Source organism: Streptomyces sp. JJ38 (assembly GCF_019303475.1).
Classification (GTDB): domain Bacteria; phylum Actinomycetota; class Actinomycetes; order Streptomycetales; family Streptomycetaceae; genus Streptomyces.
This window is the reverse complement of record NZ_JABLSI010000005.1, coordinates 77141-91005: the sequence shown is the minus strand read 5'-3', so window position 1 is coordinate 91005 and position 13865 is coordinate 77141. Positions and strand designations below refer to the sequence as shown.

The 13865-nt window shown below is 72.5% G+C and carries 15 protein-coding genes and 1 pseudogene; 10 read left to right on the top strand and 6 right to left on the bottom strand.

All coding sequences use genetic code 11. The annotated features are described in order from the left end of the window. Positions 1 to 2 precede the first annotated feature (2 nt). Complete coding sequence (locus tag HPT28_RS03995; RefSeq protein WP_219089252.1) at positions 3 to 425, bottom strand: YjbQ family protein; 423 nt, start codon at positions 423 to 425, stop codon at positions 3 to 5. A 69-nt stretch (positions 426 to 494) separates the two neighbouring features. Between HPT28_RS03995 and HPT28_RS03990 the strand changes: the two genes are divergently transcribed. From HPT28_RS03990 to HPT28_RS03965, 6 genes are all read left to right on the top strand, one after another. Further along, positions 495 to 1628, top strand: coding sequence for an NAD(P)-binding domain-containing protein (locus HPT28_RS03990; protein WP_219089250.1), 1134 nt, complete (start codon positions 495 to 497; stop codon positions 1626 to 1628). 309 nt (positions 1629 to 1937) lie between these two features. Beyond that, complete coding sequence (locus HPT28_RS03985; RefSeq protein ID WP_219089248.1) at positions 1938 to 2726, top strand: maleylpyruvate isomerase family mycothiol-dependent enzyme; 789 nt, start codon at positions 1938 to 1940, stop codon at positions 2724 to 2726. 79 nt (positions 2727 to 2805) lie between these two features. Beyond that, positions 2806 to 3528, top strand: coding sequence for an MBL fold metallo-hydrolase (locus tag HPT28_RS03980; protein WP_219089246.1), 723 nt, complete (start codon positions 2806 to 2808; stop codon positions 3526 to 3528). A gap of 92 nt (positions 3529 to 3620) precedes the next feature. After that, positions 3621 to 3911, top strand: coding sequence for a YiaA/YiaB family inner membrane protein (locus tag HPT28_RS03975; RefSeq protein WP_219089244.1), 291 nt, complete (start codon positions 3621 to 3623; stop codon positions 3909 to 3911). A 148-nt stretch (positions 3912 to 4059) separates the two neighbouring features. Further along, a complete protein-coding gene (locus tag HPT28_RS03970) occupies positions 4060 to 4452 on the top strand; it encodes a VOC family protein (protein WP_219089242.1) in 393 nt (130 codons plus the stop codon). Positions 4453 to 4500: 48 nt separating this feature from the next. Then, on the top strand, positions 4501 to 4899 hold the full coding sequence (locus HPT28_RS03965; RefSeq protein ID WP_219089240.1) for an NUDIX domain-containing protein: 399 nt from the start codon (positions 4501 to 4503) through the stop codon (positions 4897 to 4899). Positions 4900 to 4929: 30 nt separating this feature from the next. Here HPT28_RS03965 and HPT28_RS03960 read toward each other — a convergent pair whose 3' ends face one another. Continuing rightward, positions 4930 to 6741, bottom strand: coding sequence for an ABC transporter ATP-binding protein (locus HPT28_RS03960; protein WP_219089238.1), 1812 nt, complete (start codon positions 6739 to 6741; stop codon positions 4930 to 4932). A 115-nt stretch (positions 6742 to 6856) separates the two neighbouring features. On the opposite strand from HPT28_RS03960, the gene HPT28_RS03955 reads away from it, so the two are divergent. Next, positions 6857 to 7315: a MarR family winged helix-turn-helix transcriptional regulator gene (locus HPT28_RS03955; protein ID WP_219089236.1), complete on the top strand. Its 459-nt coding sequence runs from the start codon at positions 6857 to 6859 to the stop codon at positions 7313 to 7315. A 97-nt stretch (positions 7316 to 7412) separates the two neighbouring features. Here HPT28_RS03955 and HPT28_RS03950 read toward each other — a convergent pair whose 3' ends face one another. Beyond that, complete coding sequence (locus tag HPT28_RS03950; RefSeq protein WP_219089234.1) at positions 7413 to 8204, bottom strand: metal-dependent hydrolase; 792 nt, start codon at positions 8202 to 8204, stop codon at positions 7413 to 7415. Positions 8205 to 8352: 148 nt separating this feature from the next. Here HPT28_RS03950 and HPT28_RS03945 point away from each other — a divergent pair, with 148 nt between their 5' ends. Both HPT28_RS03945 and HPT28_RS03940 read left to right on the top strand, forming a co-directional pair. Beyond that, positions 8353 to 10866 carry an RNA helicase gene (locus tag HPT28_RS03945; RefSeq protein WP_219089232.1) on the top strand — a complete coding sequence of 838 codons (2514 nt, stop codon included), beginning with the start codon at positions 8353 to 8355 and terminating at the stop codon, positions 10864 to 10866. Between the two features lie 50 nt (positions 10867 to 10916). After that, a pseudogene (locus HPT28_RS03940) lies at positions 10917 to 11294 on the top strand (acyl-CoA thioesterase); the annotation flags it as partial. Here the strand turns inward: HPT28_RS03940 and HPT28_RS03935 are convergent. Together HPT28_RS03935 and HPT28_RS03930 are read right to left on the bottom strand one after the other, a co-directional pair. Further along, positions 11181 to 12074, bottom strand: coding sequence for a DUF6397 family protein (locus HPT28_RS03935; RefSeq protein ID WP_308119062.1), 894 nt, complete (start codon positions 12072 to 12074; stop codon positions 11181 to 11183). The pseudogene HPT28_RS03940 and the gene HPT28_RS03935 overlap by 114 nt on opposite strands. A gap of 266 nt (positions 12075 to 12340) precedes the next feature. Beyond that, positions 12341 to 12733 (bottom strand): roadblock/LC7 domain-containing protein, encoded by a 393-nt coding sequence (locus HPT28_RS03930; protein WP_219089230.1) that lies wholly within the window; start codon positions 12731 to 12733, stop codon positions 12341 to 12343. 90 nt (positions 12734 to 12823) lie between these two features. Between HPT28_RS03930 and HPT28_RS03925 the strand changes: the two genes are divergently transcribed. After that, positions 12824 to 13423, top strand: coding sequence for a class I SAM-dependent methyltransferase (locus HPT28_RS03925; RefSeq protein WP_219089228.1), 600 nt, complete (start codon positions 12824 to 12826; stop codon positions 13421 to 13423). Positions 13424 to 13544: 121 nt separating this feature from the next. Here the strand turns inward: HPT28_RS03925 and HPT28_RS03920 are convergent, their stop codons facing one another. Then, positions 13545 to 13727 carry a hypothetical protein gene (locus HPT28_RS03920; protein ID WP_219089226.1) on the bottom strand — a complete coding sequence of 61 codons (183 nt, stop codon included), beginning with the start codon at positions 13725 to 13727 and terminating at the stop codon, positions 13545 to 13547. Positions 13728 to 13865 lie beyond the last annotated feature (138 nt).

Genomic DNA, 13865 nt, shown 5'->3' with positions numbered 1-13865 from the left:
AGTCAGCCCAGGAAGCTCAGTCGCACCTGGCGGTGGGGGTTGTCGCGGTTGGTGTCCACGAGGCACACGGACTGCCAGGTGCCGAGCGCGAGGCGGCCGGCGAGGACGGGAAGGGTCGCGTGCGGGGGCACGAGGGCGGGCAGGACGTGGTCGCGGCCGTGGCCGGGGCTGCCATGGCGGTGCCGCCAGCGATCGTCGGCGGGCAGCAGGTCGTGCAGGGCGGCCAGCAGGTCGTCGTCGCTGCCCGCACCCGTCTCCAGCACCGCCACCCCGGCCGTGGCGTGCGGCACGAAGACGTTGAGCAGGCCGTCGCGGCCCCAGGCGACCTCGTCGAGGTGGCGCTCACACTCCGCGGTGAGGTCGTGGACGGTCTCCGTCGAGCCGGTCGTGATGTCGAGCACGCGCGTCCGGAAGTGTTCGCTCATGCCCCTATCCTGCCCTCCGCCCCCCGACCTGCGGGGAAGTTCCCCGGCCCGGGGATGGTTGGCACGGGCATGGAGTACGTGGAGGTCGTCGTCGTCGGAGCGGGGCAGGCGGGGCTGTCCAGCGCCTACCACCTGCGCAGGCGGGGGTTCGCCCCGGGCCGGGAGTTCGTCGTCCTGGACCATGCGCCACGGGCCGGGGGCGCCTGGCAGTTCCGCTGGCCGACGCTCACCTACGGCGCGGTGCACGGGATGCACGCGCTTCCCGGCCTGGAGCTCGGCGAGGCGGATCCGGACCGGCCCTCGGCGGAGGTGATCGGGGACTACTTCGCGCGCTACGAGGAGGCCTTCGACCTGCCGGTACGGCGGCCGGTCGACGTCCGCTCCGTGCGTCCGGCGGACGACGGCGGTCTGCTGGTGCGGACGTCGGCGGGGACGTGGCACACCCACGCGCTGATCAACGCCACGGGAACGTGGGAGCGTCCGTTCTGGCCCCGGGTGCCCGGGCAGGAGGGATTCCGGGGGCGGCAGACGCACACGCGTGACTACCCGGGGCCGGAGGCCTTCGCGGGGCAGCGCGTCGTGATCGTCGGCGGCGGAACGTCCGCGGTCCAGCATCTGCTGGAGGTCGCCGGGACGGCCACGGAGACGACCTGGGTCACGCGCCGTCCGCCGCTCTTCCGCGAGGGGCCCTTCGACGCGGAGGCCGGCCGCCGTGCCGTCGCTCTGGTGGCCGACCGGGTGCGGCGGGGGCTGCCGCCGCGTTCGGTCGTCTCCGTGACCGGCCTGCCGCTGACCGACGCCCTGCGGCAGGCCCGGGAGCGTGGCCTGTTGGAGCGCCTGCCGCTGTTCGACCGGATGGCCCCGGACGGCGTCGCGTGGGACGACGGCCGTTTCGTGGCCGCCGACGCCGTGGTGTGGGCCACCGGCTTCCGTCCCGTGCTGGACCACCTCGCGCCCCTGCGCCTGCGCGAACCCGGCGGCGGAGTGCGGCTGGAGGGCACCCGTGTCGTCCGCGACCCCCGCGTGCACCTGGTCGGCTACGGGCCGTCGGCGAGCACCATCGGGGCCAACCGCGCCGGGCGAACGGCCGTCGCCGACCTGTACGCCCTCCTCGGTCGCGGCCAGAAGGACGCAAGAGAGGTCGAACACCCTCACGGTTCTTCATCCTTGCAGATGATCGTTCCCCAACTCGCTGTCGCCTAGCTGTGTGACACACGATGCTGACGGTGTGCAAGCGACGGGCTGCAGACCGCGACTGCACCCCCGCCCGGTGTCCCATGACGTGGCGGGGCAGTCCCACCGACCATGCAAGGAGAACGTACGACCATGGATCTGCTCACCAACCTGCTCGCCGGTGTCATCCACTTCGTGGGCTGGCTGATCTGACAGACCCCGACGCCCGGCGCCGTCCTTCCCCGTCCCAGGGGAGGGCGGCGCCGCCGTGTGCGAGCTCCGTCCGCCGCACCGGTAATCCGTTGGTAGGAGAGCCGCGGACTGCATAGCCTCCCGCCCATGACGTTGACCTATGAACGCTGTTGCGACGAGATCCCCGCCCAGGCCCGGGCCCTGACCGCGGTCCTCGGCTCGGCCGACCTCGGCCGCCGGGTAGCCACCTGCCCCGACTGGACGCTGGAGGAACTCGTCGAACACGTCGGCCAGGCGCACCGCTGGATGGCCGAGATCGTGCGCACCCGCGCCAAGGGCGAACTGAAGCCCGAGGACGTTCCTGACGCCCAGGCGCCGAAGGGCGACGCGGCGGCCCTCGGCACCTGGCTCGTGGCGGGCGCCGACCGCGCCGCCGCCGCACTGCGCGCGGCCGGGGCCGGCACGCGCGTATGGACCTGGTGGACCGACCAGCGAACGGACTTCTGGGCACGGCGCATGGTCCACGAGACGGTGGTCCACCGGGCGGACGCCTGCCTGGCCGCCGGCGTGCCGTTCACCGTCACGCCGGAGGTCGCCGTCGACACGATCGACGAGTGGCTCGAGCTCGTGAGCAGCCCGGTGGTGCAGGAGGAGGACGAGGAGCTCCAGGCCCTGCGCTCCCGAGCCGGGGCGAGCCTCCATCTGCACGCCACCGACACGCCTGCCGTCCTCGGTGCCGAGTGGCTCATCGAACTGACCGGCGAGGGCATCACCTGGCGTCGCGACCACGCGAAGGCCGCGGTGGCGCTGCGCGGCGAACTCACCGACGTGCTGCTCGCGTTCTACCGCCGGATGCCGGCCACGGACGAGCGCGTCGAGGTGATCGGCGACGCGGAGCTCCTGGACTTCTGGCTGGAGAAGGTGAGTTTCGCCTGACAGCCCGGACGCGCGGCGACCTGCTCAGCCCCTGGCTTAATCCTTTGCCCTGACGGGGCGTCCGCCCGAGGCTTGCGTCATGGAGACCATCACGCTGCTGCCGCGGCTGCACCTGCTGAGGTTCGAGGTGGGGCAGGCCTACCTGTGGGCCGAGGACGACGCACTGACGCTCATCGACAGCGGCCCCGTCGGCTCCGCGGACGCGATCGCCGGAGCGCTCGGACGCCTCGGCCGGGACACCGGGGAGATACGCCGTCTGGTCCTCACCCACTTCCACGAGGACCACACCGGAGCCGCCGCGGAGATCGCGGGCTGGGGCGCCGTCACCGTCTGCGCACACCGCCTGGAGGCGCCCGTCATCCGCGGAGAGGTGGCCGGGGACCCGCCCGACATGGACGAGGCGCCCCCGTGGGAGCGGGACCTGTGGGCGAGTCTGCCTCCACTCCCACCCACACCGCCCACACCCGTGCACCGGGAGGTCGGCGACGGGGACACCCTGCCCTTCGGCGGCGGCGCCCGCATCGTGCACGGCCCCGGGCACACCAGGGGGAGCATCGGCGTCCACCTGCCCGCACACGGCGTGCTGTTCACCGGTGACACCGTGGCCGGCACGGGGGACGGCGGCGCCATGCTCGGCGTCTTCAACCAGGACCGCGCGCGCACGCTGGAGTCCATGCGCGGGTTCGGCCGGCTCGCTCCGGAGATCGCGTGCTTCGGCCACGGCGACCCCGTGCTCCGCGGCGCGGGCGAGGCGATCACGGCATCGGTGGAGCGTGAGGCGAGCCCCGTCCCGGAGGGCTGAGCCACCCGCTCCCCCTCGAATCCGCAGTCGGCCGGGCCGTTCTGAGTACCCGTACTCATGTCCGCGTGGACGCGCGGCGGGATCCTGGACGTATGACGACGCCTGTCCAGCGACCGACCACCACCGCGTTCTACGTCCAGTCCATCATCGCCTTCGGGCTCTCCCTGGCCGCCGTGGCGATCGGTGTCGCCTATCTGCCGCTCGGGCCCTGGGAGCGGGCCTTCCTCGCCCTCGGGCTGCTCTTTCTCGTCTCCTCGTCCTTCACGCTGGCCAAGTGCGTGCGTGACCGCCAGGAGATGCAGTCGGTGACCAGCCGGGTCGACCAGGCCCGGATGGAGAAGCTGATCAGCGAGCACGACCCGTTCGAGGTCAAGAACTTCTGACCGCCGGGCCGCTCCGCCCGGCCGCCCCGGCCCGGCGGCGCTCCGTCCGGGCCGACGGCGAGCGCGCCGTCCGGACACGCGACCGCCCGCGTCGTCAGGCTGCCACAGGCGACGGGCCCGGCCGCCCGTGCCGACGTAGCATCCGGACATGGCCGCACGTTTCAAGGATCTGGTCCTGGACGCCAACGACCACCAGGCGCTGGCCGACTGGTGGTGCGCCGCGCTCGGGTACACCAGACGTCTGCCTCCACCGGGGGAAGCGGATCCGCCGCCGGAGTGGCCGGTCCCGATCCACGACCCGCAGGGCAACGGGCCCCTCATCTGGGTCAGCCCCGTCCCGGAGTCCAAGTCCGTGAAGAACCGCATGCACCTGGACGTGTGGGGGAGAACCGACGAGCTCCTCGCCCTGGGGGCCACCCTGCTGCGGGCCCGGGAGGGCGAGCGGGACTGGGACGTCCTCGCCGACCCGGAGGGCAACGAGTTCTGCGTCTTCACCCCCGACGCCCACGGCATCCCCGCCTCCCGCCTGACCCGGCGCTGACCACGCACCACCGGTAGCCTGAGCCGCCGAGACGGGGAGGGTACGGCCTTGACGACGGTGATCGACACGGTGGCCTGGATCGAACTGCGCGCGGGGCGCATCCTGGGCGCCCGCACGCGGGGCAACCGGTGGTTCTACATTCCCGGGGGCAAGCGCCACACCGGGGAGAGCGACGTGGAGACGCTGGTGCGGGAGGCCGAGGAGGAGCTGACGGTCACACTGCTCCCCGCCACCGCACGGCACGTGGGCACCTACGAGGCCGCAGCGGACGAGGGCAGCGCCGTCCGGGTGACGATGGCCTGCTACACGGCGGACCACCGGGGCGAACCCCGGGCCTCGGGCGAGATCGAGGAAGTGGCCTGGCTCTCCTACGCCGACCGCCTCCGTACGCCGCCGGTCGACCGGCTCGTCTTCGACGACCTGCGCGCCGCCGGGCTACTGGACTGAGCCGCACCCACCGCCCGGGCTCCCGCCACCTCAGCCCACGACGTCCGCGGACGGCGGGGCCCCGTGGGTGTCCCGGCGCACCAGCGCCGCGTAACGGCCGTCACGGGCCATGAGCTCCTCGTGCGTGCCGCGCTCGGCGATGCGGCCGCCGTCCAGGACGACGATCTGGTCGGCTGCGCGGACGGTCGACAGCCGGTGCGCGATGGTGATCGTCGTCCGGTCGGCGGACAGCTCGTCCAGCGCGGACTGGACCGCCCGCTCGGTGCGGGCGTCGAGCGCGGACGTGGCCTCGTCGAGGATGAGGACCGGCGGATTGCGCAGGATCGTGCGGGCGATGGCCAGCCGCTGCTTCTCACCGCCGGAGAAGCGGTAGCCGCGCTCGCCGACCAGCGTGTCGTACCCCTCCGGCAGGGCGGCGATGTGGTCGTGGATCTGCGCTGCCCGGGCCGCCGCACGCAGTTCCTCGTCCGACGCCTCGGGCTTGGCGAAGCGCAGGTTCTCGGCGACGGAGGCATGGAAGAGGTAGGTCTCCTGGGACACCACACCCACCGTCCGGGCCAGCGAGTCGAAGTCCAGGTCGCGCACGTCGACGCCGTCCAGGGTGACCCGGCCGCCTGTGACGTCGTAGAGCCGGGCCACCAGATAGCCCAGCGTCGTCTTGCCCGAGCCCGTGGACCCGACCAGGGCCAGACTGCTGCCCTGCGGAACGGTGAGGTCGATCCCGTCGAGCGTGGGCGCCGCGTCGGCGTACCCGAAGGTGACCTTCTCGAAGCGGACCTCGCCCCGAGGAGCGGTGAGCCGGACCGGGTCGGGCCGCTCGGCCAGCTCCAGCGGCAGGTCGAGGTACTCGAAGATGCGCTGGAAGAGGGCGAGCGACGCCTGGATGTCGACGCCGGTGTTCAACAGCGAGACCGCGGGCCGCAGCAGCCCCTGCTGCAGGGTGACGAAGGCGACGAGCGTGCCGATGGAGAGCTCGGGGCCGCCGAACCGCAGCATCACCCCGGCCGACCAGTACAGCAGGGCCGGGATCGCCGCCATGATGATGCCGATCGTGGCCATGCGCCAGCGTCCGGCCATGCTGGAGCGGATCTCCAGACCGGCGAGCCGCTCCGACTCCTTGGCGAAGCCGTCGACGAGGGATTCGGCCCGGCCCATGGTGCGGCCGAGCAGAATTCCGCTCACGGAGAGGGACTCCGTGACCATCGCGGCCATGGCGGCCATCTGCTGCTGTCGCGCGGTGGTGATCCGCTTGCGCTCCCGGCCGACACGGCGGCTGATCCACACGAAGAGCGGGAGCAGGGCCAGCGAGACGAGGGTGAGCCGCCAGTCCAGCGCCAGCATGGCCGCGATGGTGGCCACGACGGCGGTGAGGTTGGAGACGAGCGAGGTCGCGGTCGAGGTGACGGTGGCCTGCATGCCGCCGATGTCGTTGGCGATCCTCGACTGCACCTCACCGGTGCGGGTGGTGGTGAAGAAGGCCAGCGGCATCTGCTGGAGCCTGCCGTAGACCCCGGTGCGCAGGTCGTGCATGACGCGCTGCCCGACCGTCGTGGAGATCAACGTCTGCAGTACACCGAACACGCTGGTGAGCACGGCGGTGGCGATCATTCCGAGGGCGAGCAGCGAGAGCAGGCCGGTGCGTCCCTCGGGAATGGCCACGTCCAGGATCTCGCGGAGCAGGAACGGAGAGGCGACGGTGACCAGCGAGGCCGCGCAGACGAGCAGCCCGACGAGGGCCAGTCTGCCGCGGTAGGGCCGGAACAGCCGCACGATGCGGCGGATCTGGACGGGCTGGGCGGGGTCCCTGGGCGGTGGTGTCCACCCGGGTGCGTCGTGGTGCATGAGCTCCTGACAGTCGGCTGAGGTGGAAGGACGCGGGTCGCAGGCCGCACCCGTCCGACCCTAACAGAACAGTTACCAGGGTTCACAGTGAACGAGGTCCTGCTAGCCTGGCGCCATGGCCCGCCCCGACTCCTCCGCCTCCGCCGACAGCCCGCTGGCCGACCAGCTCATCCGCTTCACCCGGCGGTTGCACCGGGCACAGCGGCGGCGCCTGGACCCGCTGGGCGTCACTCCGGCCCAGGCACGGCTGCTGGGGGTCGTCGCCCACTGCCCGGCACCGCCGCGGATGGCCGATCTCGCACAGCGGCTCGACGTCGTGCCGCGAGCCGTCACCACCCTGGTGGACGGGCTGGAGAGGCAACAGGCGGTACGGCGCGTAGCCGACCCGGCCAACCGCCGTGTCACCCGTATCGAGCTGACGGCCCCAGGGCGGGCTCTGCTGGACACCCTGCGCCAGGCTCGCAGGGAGGCGGCGGAGGAGCTGCTGGCCCCGCTCGGTTCCAAACAACGGGAGCAGCTGAGCGCCCTCCTCGGAGCGCTGGACCCCGACGCGGAGCACCCCGGCCGCACGTGAGGCGGCCGCGCCGGGCTCCCGTGCGGACTCCGCCCCCTCGGCGGGAGTGCCGCCGGGGAACGGGAGTACCTCGGAGGCCGTCCGCCGCCGACGGCCCTCAGCCGAACAGCCCCAGGGCGTAGATCGCGCCGCCGGCGCCGACGACTCCGAACGCGGGCATCAGCACCTTGTTCTCCACCCAGTGACCGGCCCGGAAACGCATGAACCGCGGCGTGCCGACGGGGTACCAGCGCTTGCCCTCTATCGGAAGCGGCCACAGCACCGGGCATCCGGAGATGGTGAGCGCGTCGCCGATGGTGTGCACGACCGCGCCCAGCACGATCGGGAGCCCCAGCCACAGGTACTCCGGCCCGCCGCCGAAGAGCCAGTCCGAGCCGTTGCCCGGTCGGTCCAGCACACCCGCGAGTATCCAGGCGGTCGCCGCGCCCAGCAGCCACACGAGCACGTCGCTGGAGACGCGGGCCGCGCGCCACAGGAGCCCCTCCACGGCGAGGACCATGTGCACGAAGAGGATGCCGAGCACCGCCCAGCGTCCGCCGAAGGCGGCGGCCGCGGAGAAGCCGGCGCCGAGGGCCACGGCCCACACCCAGGTGTGGGTCAGAGTGCGGTGCCCACCGGAGCGCCGCCGCTCGCCCCGCCCCCGTGTGGCGTTGAACACGACGGTCGAGAGCTGGTCGATGAGGATCGCCAGCCAACGGGAGATGGGCCCGAAGGCGCGGGAGATGGTGGCCGACTTCTGGTCCAGGTCGGGGGCCAGGGCCGCGCCGGCGCAGATCAGCGCACCGGCGACGAGCACCGGCCAGGGCATCGAGTGGCCGAACGCGTGGGCGACGGCGCCCGCGCCGAGCCAGGCCGTTGCCCCCGACAGTGAGTGCGCCGGTCCCATCATGTCTGTCCCACCCCATCGCTGTTCCGTGCTCCGCCCCGGCGGGCAGGCAGGCACCCGGCCGCCCGCGGTCCGGGACAGCGTAGTGCCCGGTGATCTTGCAGCCCCCGCCGGTTCCCTCGTTGGAGGTGGAGGCAGGCAGTATGGGGGTGTGACCCTCATCGATCAGCTCCCCACGGACGCCGACCCCGACGCCCTCTTCGAGGCCTTCTCCTCGTGGACGGAGGAACGGGGCATCTCCCTCTACCCCGCCCAGGAGGAGGCACTGATCGAAGTCGTCTCGGGGTCGAACGTCATCCTGTCGACACCGACCGGTTCGGGGAAGTCGCTCGTGGCGGCCGGTGCCCACTTCGCAGCGCTGGCGCGGGACGAGGTCACCTTCTACACCGCCCCGATCAAGGCGCTCGTCTCGGAGAAGTTCTTCGACCTGTGCAGGCTGTTCGGCACCGAGAACGTCGGCATGCTGACGGGTGACGCCTCGGTCAACGCCGACGCTCCGGTCATCTGCTGCACAGCGGAGGTGCTGGCCTCGATCGCGCTGCGCGACGGCAGGGACGCCGACATCGGCCAGGTGGTGATGGACGAGTTCCACTTCTACGCCGAGCCGGACCGCGGCTGGGCATGGCAGATCCCCCTGCTGGAGCTGCCGCAGGCGCAGTTCGTCCTGATGTCGGCGACGCTGGGCGACGTCTCCCGGTTCGAGGAGGACCTGAAGCGCCGCACCGGACGGTCCACGGCAGTGGTCCGTTCGGCCACCCGGCCGGTGCCGCTCAGCTACGAGTACCGCACGACGGGGCTCACCGAGACGCTCACCGAGCTCCTGGAGACCCGCCAGGCGCCGGTGTACATCGTGCACTTCACGCAGGCGCAGGCGGTGGAGCGGGCCCAGGCCCTGACGAGCATCAACATGTGCACCAGGGCGGAGAAGGACGAGATCGCCGCCCTCATCGGCAACTTCCGCTTCACCACCAAGTTCGGCCGCAATCTCTCCCGGTACGTGCGGCACGGGATCGGCGTGCACCACGCCGGAATGCTGCCGAAGTACCGCAGGCTGGTGGAGCGGCTCGCCCAGGCCGGGCTGCTGAAGGTCATCTGCGGAACCGACACGCTCGGGGTGGGCGTCAACGTCCCGATTCGCACGGTGCTGTTCACCGCGCTCACGAAGTACGACGGCAGCCGGGTACGCACGCTGCGGGCCCGGGAGTTCCACCAGATCGCGGGCCGGGCCGGGCGGGCCGGATTCGACACCTCGGGCTTCGTGGTGGCGCAGGCGCCCGAGCACGTCATCGAGAACGAGAAGGCGCTCGCCAAGGCCGGGGACGATCCGAAGAAGCGGCGCAAGGTGGTCCGCAAGAAGGCCCCCGAGGGGTTCGTGAGCTGGAACCAGAACACGTTCGAGAAGCTCATCGCCTCCGAGCCGGAGCCGCTCACCTCCCGGTTCCGGGTGACGCATGCGATGCTGCTCTCCCTCATCGCGCGCCCCGGTGACGCGTTCACGGCGATGAGGCGGCTGCTGGAGGACAACCACGAGGACCGCAGGGCCCAGCTCCGGCACATCAGGCGGGCCATCGCGATCTACCGGTCGCTCCTGGACGCCGGGGTCGTCGAGCGGCTTCCCGAGCCCGACGCGCAGGGCCGCTCGATCCGGCTGACCGTGGACCTCCAGGAGAACTTCGCGCTCAACCAGCCCCTGTCCACGTTCGCACTGGCCGCGCTCGACCTGCTGGAGCCGGAGTCTCCCTCGTACGCGCTGGATGTCGTCTCCGTCGTCGAGTCGACGCTGGACGATCCCCGCCAGATCCTGGCCGCCCAGCAGAACAAGGCCAAGGGCGAGGCCGTCGCCGCGATGAAGGCGGAGGGGGTGGAGTACGAGGAGCGGATGGAACGGCTGATGGACATCACCTACCCGCGCCCGCTGGAGGAACTGCTCCTGCACGCCTACGGGCTCTACCGGTCCTCGCACCCGTGGGTGGGCGACCATCCGCTCGCGCCGAAGTCGGTCGTGCGCGACATGTACGAACGCGCCATGTCCTTCAGCGAGTTCGTCTCCTTCTACGAGCTCGCCCGCACCGAGGGCATCGTGCTGCGCTACCTGGCCGGCGCCTACCGCGCGCTGCAGCACACCGTCCCCGACGACCTGAAGTCGGAGGACTTCCAGGACATCGTGGAGTGGCTCGGCGAGCTGGTGCGGCAGGTGGACTCCAGCCTGTTGGACGAGTGGGAGCAGCTGGCGAACCCGGCCGAGGAGACCGCTGAGGAGGCGCGGGACCGGGCCGACCACGTGCGTCCGGTCACCGCGAACGCCCGGGCCTTCAGGGTGCTGGTGCGCAACGCCCTCTTCCGGCGGGTGGAACTGGCCTCCCTCGACGACGTGGAGGAGCTGGGCCGGCTGGACGGCGAGGCGGGCTGGGACGCGGACGCGTGGGCCGCGGCGCTGGACGACTACTTCGAGGAGTACGAGGAGCTGGGGACCGGCCCGGACGCGCGCGGGCCGCACCTGCTGAGCATCGAGGAGGTGCCCGAGGACGGGCTGTGGCGTGTCCGCCAGACATTCGCCGACCCCAAGGGCGACCATGACTGGGGCATCTCCGCGGAGGTGGACCTGACGGCCTCCGACGCGGAGGGGCGTGCGGTGATCAAGGTCACCGGAGTCGGCCCGCTGTGAGGGCCGCCCGGTGACGAGGCGAGGAGGCCCATGAGGCAGGACCCGCCCGGCAGCTGCGCTGGCACGAGGACGAGGTGCGCGGCGCGGAGCCGCGCAGTGCCGTGTGGATGCGGGCCGTCGGGCCGTTGGGTGAGGACCCGCTGGTCCACACGTGTGCGCTCACCTACGCCAGCGACATGATGCTGCTGGACGCGGTGCGGGTACCCGTCGAACCCCTGTGGGGCCCACGGGGCTTCGACATGGCCTCGCTGGACCACGCGATGTGGTTCCACCGGCCGTTCCGAACCGACGAGTGGTTCCTCTACGACCAGGAGTCACCCATCGCGACCGGTGGGCGGGGGCTGGCCCGCGGCCGAATCCACGACCGGGCCGGGCGGTTGCTGGTCTCCGTCGTGCAGGAGGGGCTCTTCCGCCCGCGCGGCGGCTGAGGAGACGACGGCCCGTCCGTGCCTGCGGGCCTCGGTGAGCGCCAGCGTCAGGTTCAACCGGTGCCCGTGGACCTCGTCCGGCGGCTGTGCGGTGAGCACGGCCGCGGCAGCCGAGCTCACCGTCGGTGAAGCGGGCCGAGCGGTCAGCAGTGCGGGACGCAAGGCGTCCAGCACGAGACGTTCCCGGCCGTCCGGCACCACCTCGTCCACGACCTCGACCGGCAGCACAGCGGTGTACACGGCCGCCGCCGACCACGGACCGCCTGCCTGGCGGAGCAGCTGGGCGACCCGCCGGGCACGCCAGAGCCGCGCCCGGCAGTCCGCCCCCTCGGCCAGCAGCTCGCGCACGGTGCGTGGCAGCGCCCCGTGGAGCAGGCCGGGCCGCCCGGCGCCGAACTGCTCCAGCTCGACGGCGAGGTACCGCCACACCAGGCGCCGATAGCGGTTGACCGTGAAGGCGGCCGGGCCGAAGCAGCCCGCTCGGGCGAGGCGGGTGAACCGCGCCGAGCTGATGCCCAGCTCGGCGGCCCCCTCGCTCGCGCCGACGAGCCGCAGCCTGGCGCGCAGCGGTGCCGGGAAGCCCGGCTCCGCACGCAGCCTGGCCAGCTCGCTCACCGGGACCCGGCGCCGGCCCCCGGGCCGTACCGGTGGCGCGGTGGCCACCTCGCCCAGTTCCACAGCGAGCGCGAACTCCCGTGGCGCGAGGCAGAGCGTGCGGCGGGCCCGCTCGCGTGCCACGCTGCCGCCGGAGACCGCGCGCAGCGGACGCCCGTCACCCACGCGCCCCTCGCGTGGGGCACGTGGGACCACGACGTCGGAGTACCCGACACTGCGGCACCCCACCTCGCGCCGCCGCTGGTCGAGCCATCCGACGCGCTCCGGACACACGAACATGGGTCCTCCCCGTAGCTTGGCCGATCACTGTGTGTCACGACCGTAGACCCTGGCGTCGCCCCCCGTTGCGCCCTGTGGACAACCCGGCGAAAGCCCTGATCAGCCTGGGTCAACCCCGGCTCGGCCCACCACGCGGATCACCGGGCGCCGGCTCAGCGGCGGCCGCGCTCGGCCACCGCCAGGTGCTCCCCGACCCGTCTCACGAGCAACGTCATCTCGTAGGCCACATGACCGACGTCGGCCTGTGCGGTGGCGAGCACGCACAGGCAGCTTCCGTGCCCCGCGGCGGTCACGAAGAGGACGCCGTCGTCGAACTCGACCACCGTCTGCCGGGCCTGACCCGCGGTGAAGTGCCGCCCCGCGCCCTTGGCCAGGCTGTGCAGGCCGGAGGCCAGTGCCGCGAGGCGGTCCGCGTCCCCCCGTGGGATCGCCCGGCTGGCCCCCGTCACCAGACCGTCCGTGGACAACACCAGCGCGTGCCGAACCGTCGGCATCCGCTGGGTGAGGTCTTCCAACAGCCAGTCGAGCTGTGTGCTCAGCGCCATTCCCCTACCCCCTTCGTCGTGGCACCCCTACCCACCCCGGATGTGGGCCCAACACCGTATGCCCCCGGCGGAATGGGGGATCATGAAGGCATGACGCAGCACGATCGTTCTTCGGTTCAGGCGTTCTTCACTGAACGTGCGGCGGCATGGGACGCGCGCTTCCCGGACGACGGGCCCGCGTACGCGGGCGCGGTGGACGCGATGGCGCTCCGCCCGGGCGACCGGGTGCTCGACGCCGGCTGCGGCACGGGCCGGGCGCTACCGCTGCTGCGGGACGCGGTCGGGGCGCGGGGCGTCGTACTCGGAGCCGACCTCACCTGGGCGATGCTGCACGAAGCGGACCGGGCAGGGCGCGGCCGGGACGCCGCGCTGGTCATGGCCGACGCCGCGAGGCTGCCGCTGCGGAACGCGGCCGTGCGCGCCGTGTTCGCCGCCGGGCTGCTCACCCACCTCCCCGATCCCGAGGCGGGGATGTCCGAGCTGGCGCGGGTCACGGAGCCGGGGGGCCTGCTGGCGCTGTTCCATCCGCTCGGCCGCGCCGCTCTGGCCGCCCGCCACGGCAGGACGCTCAGCGCGGACGACCTGCGGGCAGAGCCGGTGCTGCGCCGCTTGCTGGCGGCCACGGGGTGGGTTCTGACGTCCTACGTGGACGAGAAAGACCGCTTCCTCGCGCTCGCCGTCCGGCGCTGAACCGCACCCGCTCACCCGGTGCGTGCCGACCTGGCGTGTGCTCGTCCGGGGCGTGCTCGCCCGTGCGGTGCCGCGCTTCCCGGTGCCGACCTTCCCCAGGTCGAGCCGAGACCGCGCGGGGCTACCGGCCCAGCTCCCGGCGCGTGACGCGCCGCAGGCGGCGCCGCTGCGAGGGGTCGAGCGCCAGGTAGGCGACCGCGGGCACCCCGAACACGATCAGCACCACAGCCCACAGGGGGAGCCAGATCAACAGCAGCAGGCCGACGGCCACTCCGCCCACGGCGATCTTCGCTGGTGTGCTCATTCTCTTCGCCTCCTCAGCGCGGGCGGCCGGTACGGCCGGTCCGCCCGTCTACTAGAACGCCATCCAGCCTCCCGACGTTCCATCCGCCCCTATGCGACTGTGCCCATCCGGCTGCGCCTTCCACTCATCGCGAGCGTG

Coding starts and splice junctions, on each gene's coding strand:
- HPT28_RS03995 (WP_219089252.1), bottom strand. CDS start 425: ATGAGCGAACACTTCCGGACGCGCGTGCTCGACATCACGACCGGCTCG.
- HPT28_RS03990 (WP_219089250.1), top strand. CDS start 495: ATGGAGTACGTGGAGGTCGTCGTCGTCGGAGCGGGGCAGGCGGGGCTG.
- HPT28_RS03985 (WP_219089248.1), top strand. CDS start 1,938: ATGACGTTGACCTATGAACGCTGTTGCGACGAGATCCCCGCCCAGGCC.
- HPT28_RS03980 (WP_219089246.1), top strand. CDS start 2,806: ATGGAGACCATCACGCTGCTGCCGCGGCTGCACCTGCTGAGGTTCGAG.
- HPT28_RS03975 (WP_219089244.1), top strand. CDS start 3,621: ATGACGACGCCTGTCCAGCGACCGACCACCACCGCGTTCTACGTCCAG.
- HPT28_RS03970 (WP_219089242.1), top strand. CDS start 4,060: ATGGCCGCACGTTTCAAGGATCTGGTCCTGGACGCCAACGACCACCAG.
- HPT28_RS03960 (WP_219089238.1), bottom strand. CDS start 6,741: ATGCACCACGACGCACCCGGGTGGACACCACCGCCCAGGGACCCCGCC.
- HPT28_RS03955 (WP_219089236.1), top strand. CDS start 6,857: ATGGCCCGCCCCGACTCCTCCGCCTCCGCCGACAGCCCGCTGGCCGAC.
- HPT28_RS03950 (WP_219089234.1), bottom strand. CDS start 8,204: ATGATGGGACCGGCGCACTCACTGTCGGGGGCAACGGCCTGGCTCGGC.
- HPT28_RS03930 (WP_219089230.1), bottom strand. CDS start 12,733: ATGGCGCTGAGCACACAGCTCGACTGGCTGTTGGAAGACCTCACCCAG.
- HPT28_RS03925 (WP_219089228.1), top strand. CDS start 12,824: ATGACGCAGCACGATCGTTCTTCGGTTCAGGCGTTCTTCACTGAACGT.
- HPT28_RS03920 (WP_219089226.1), bottom strand. CDS start 13,727: ATGAGCACACCAGCGAAGATCGCCGTGGGCGGAGTGGCCGTCGGCCTG.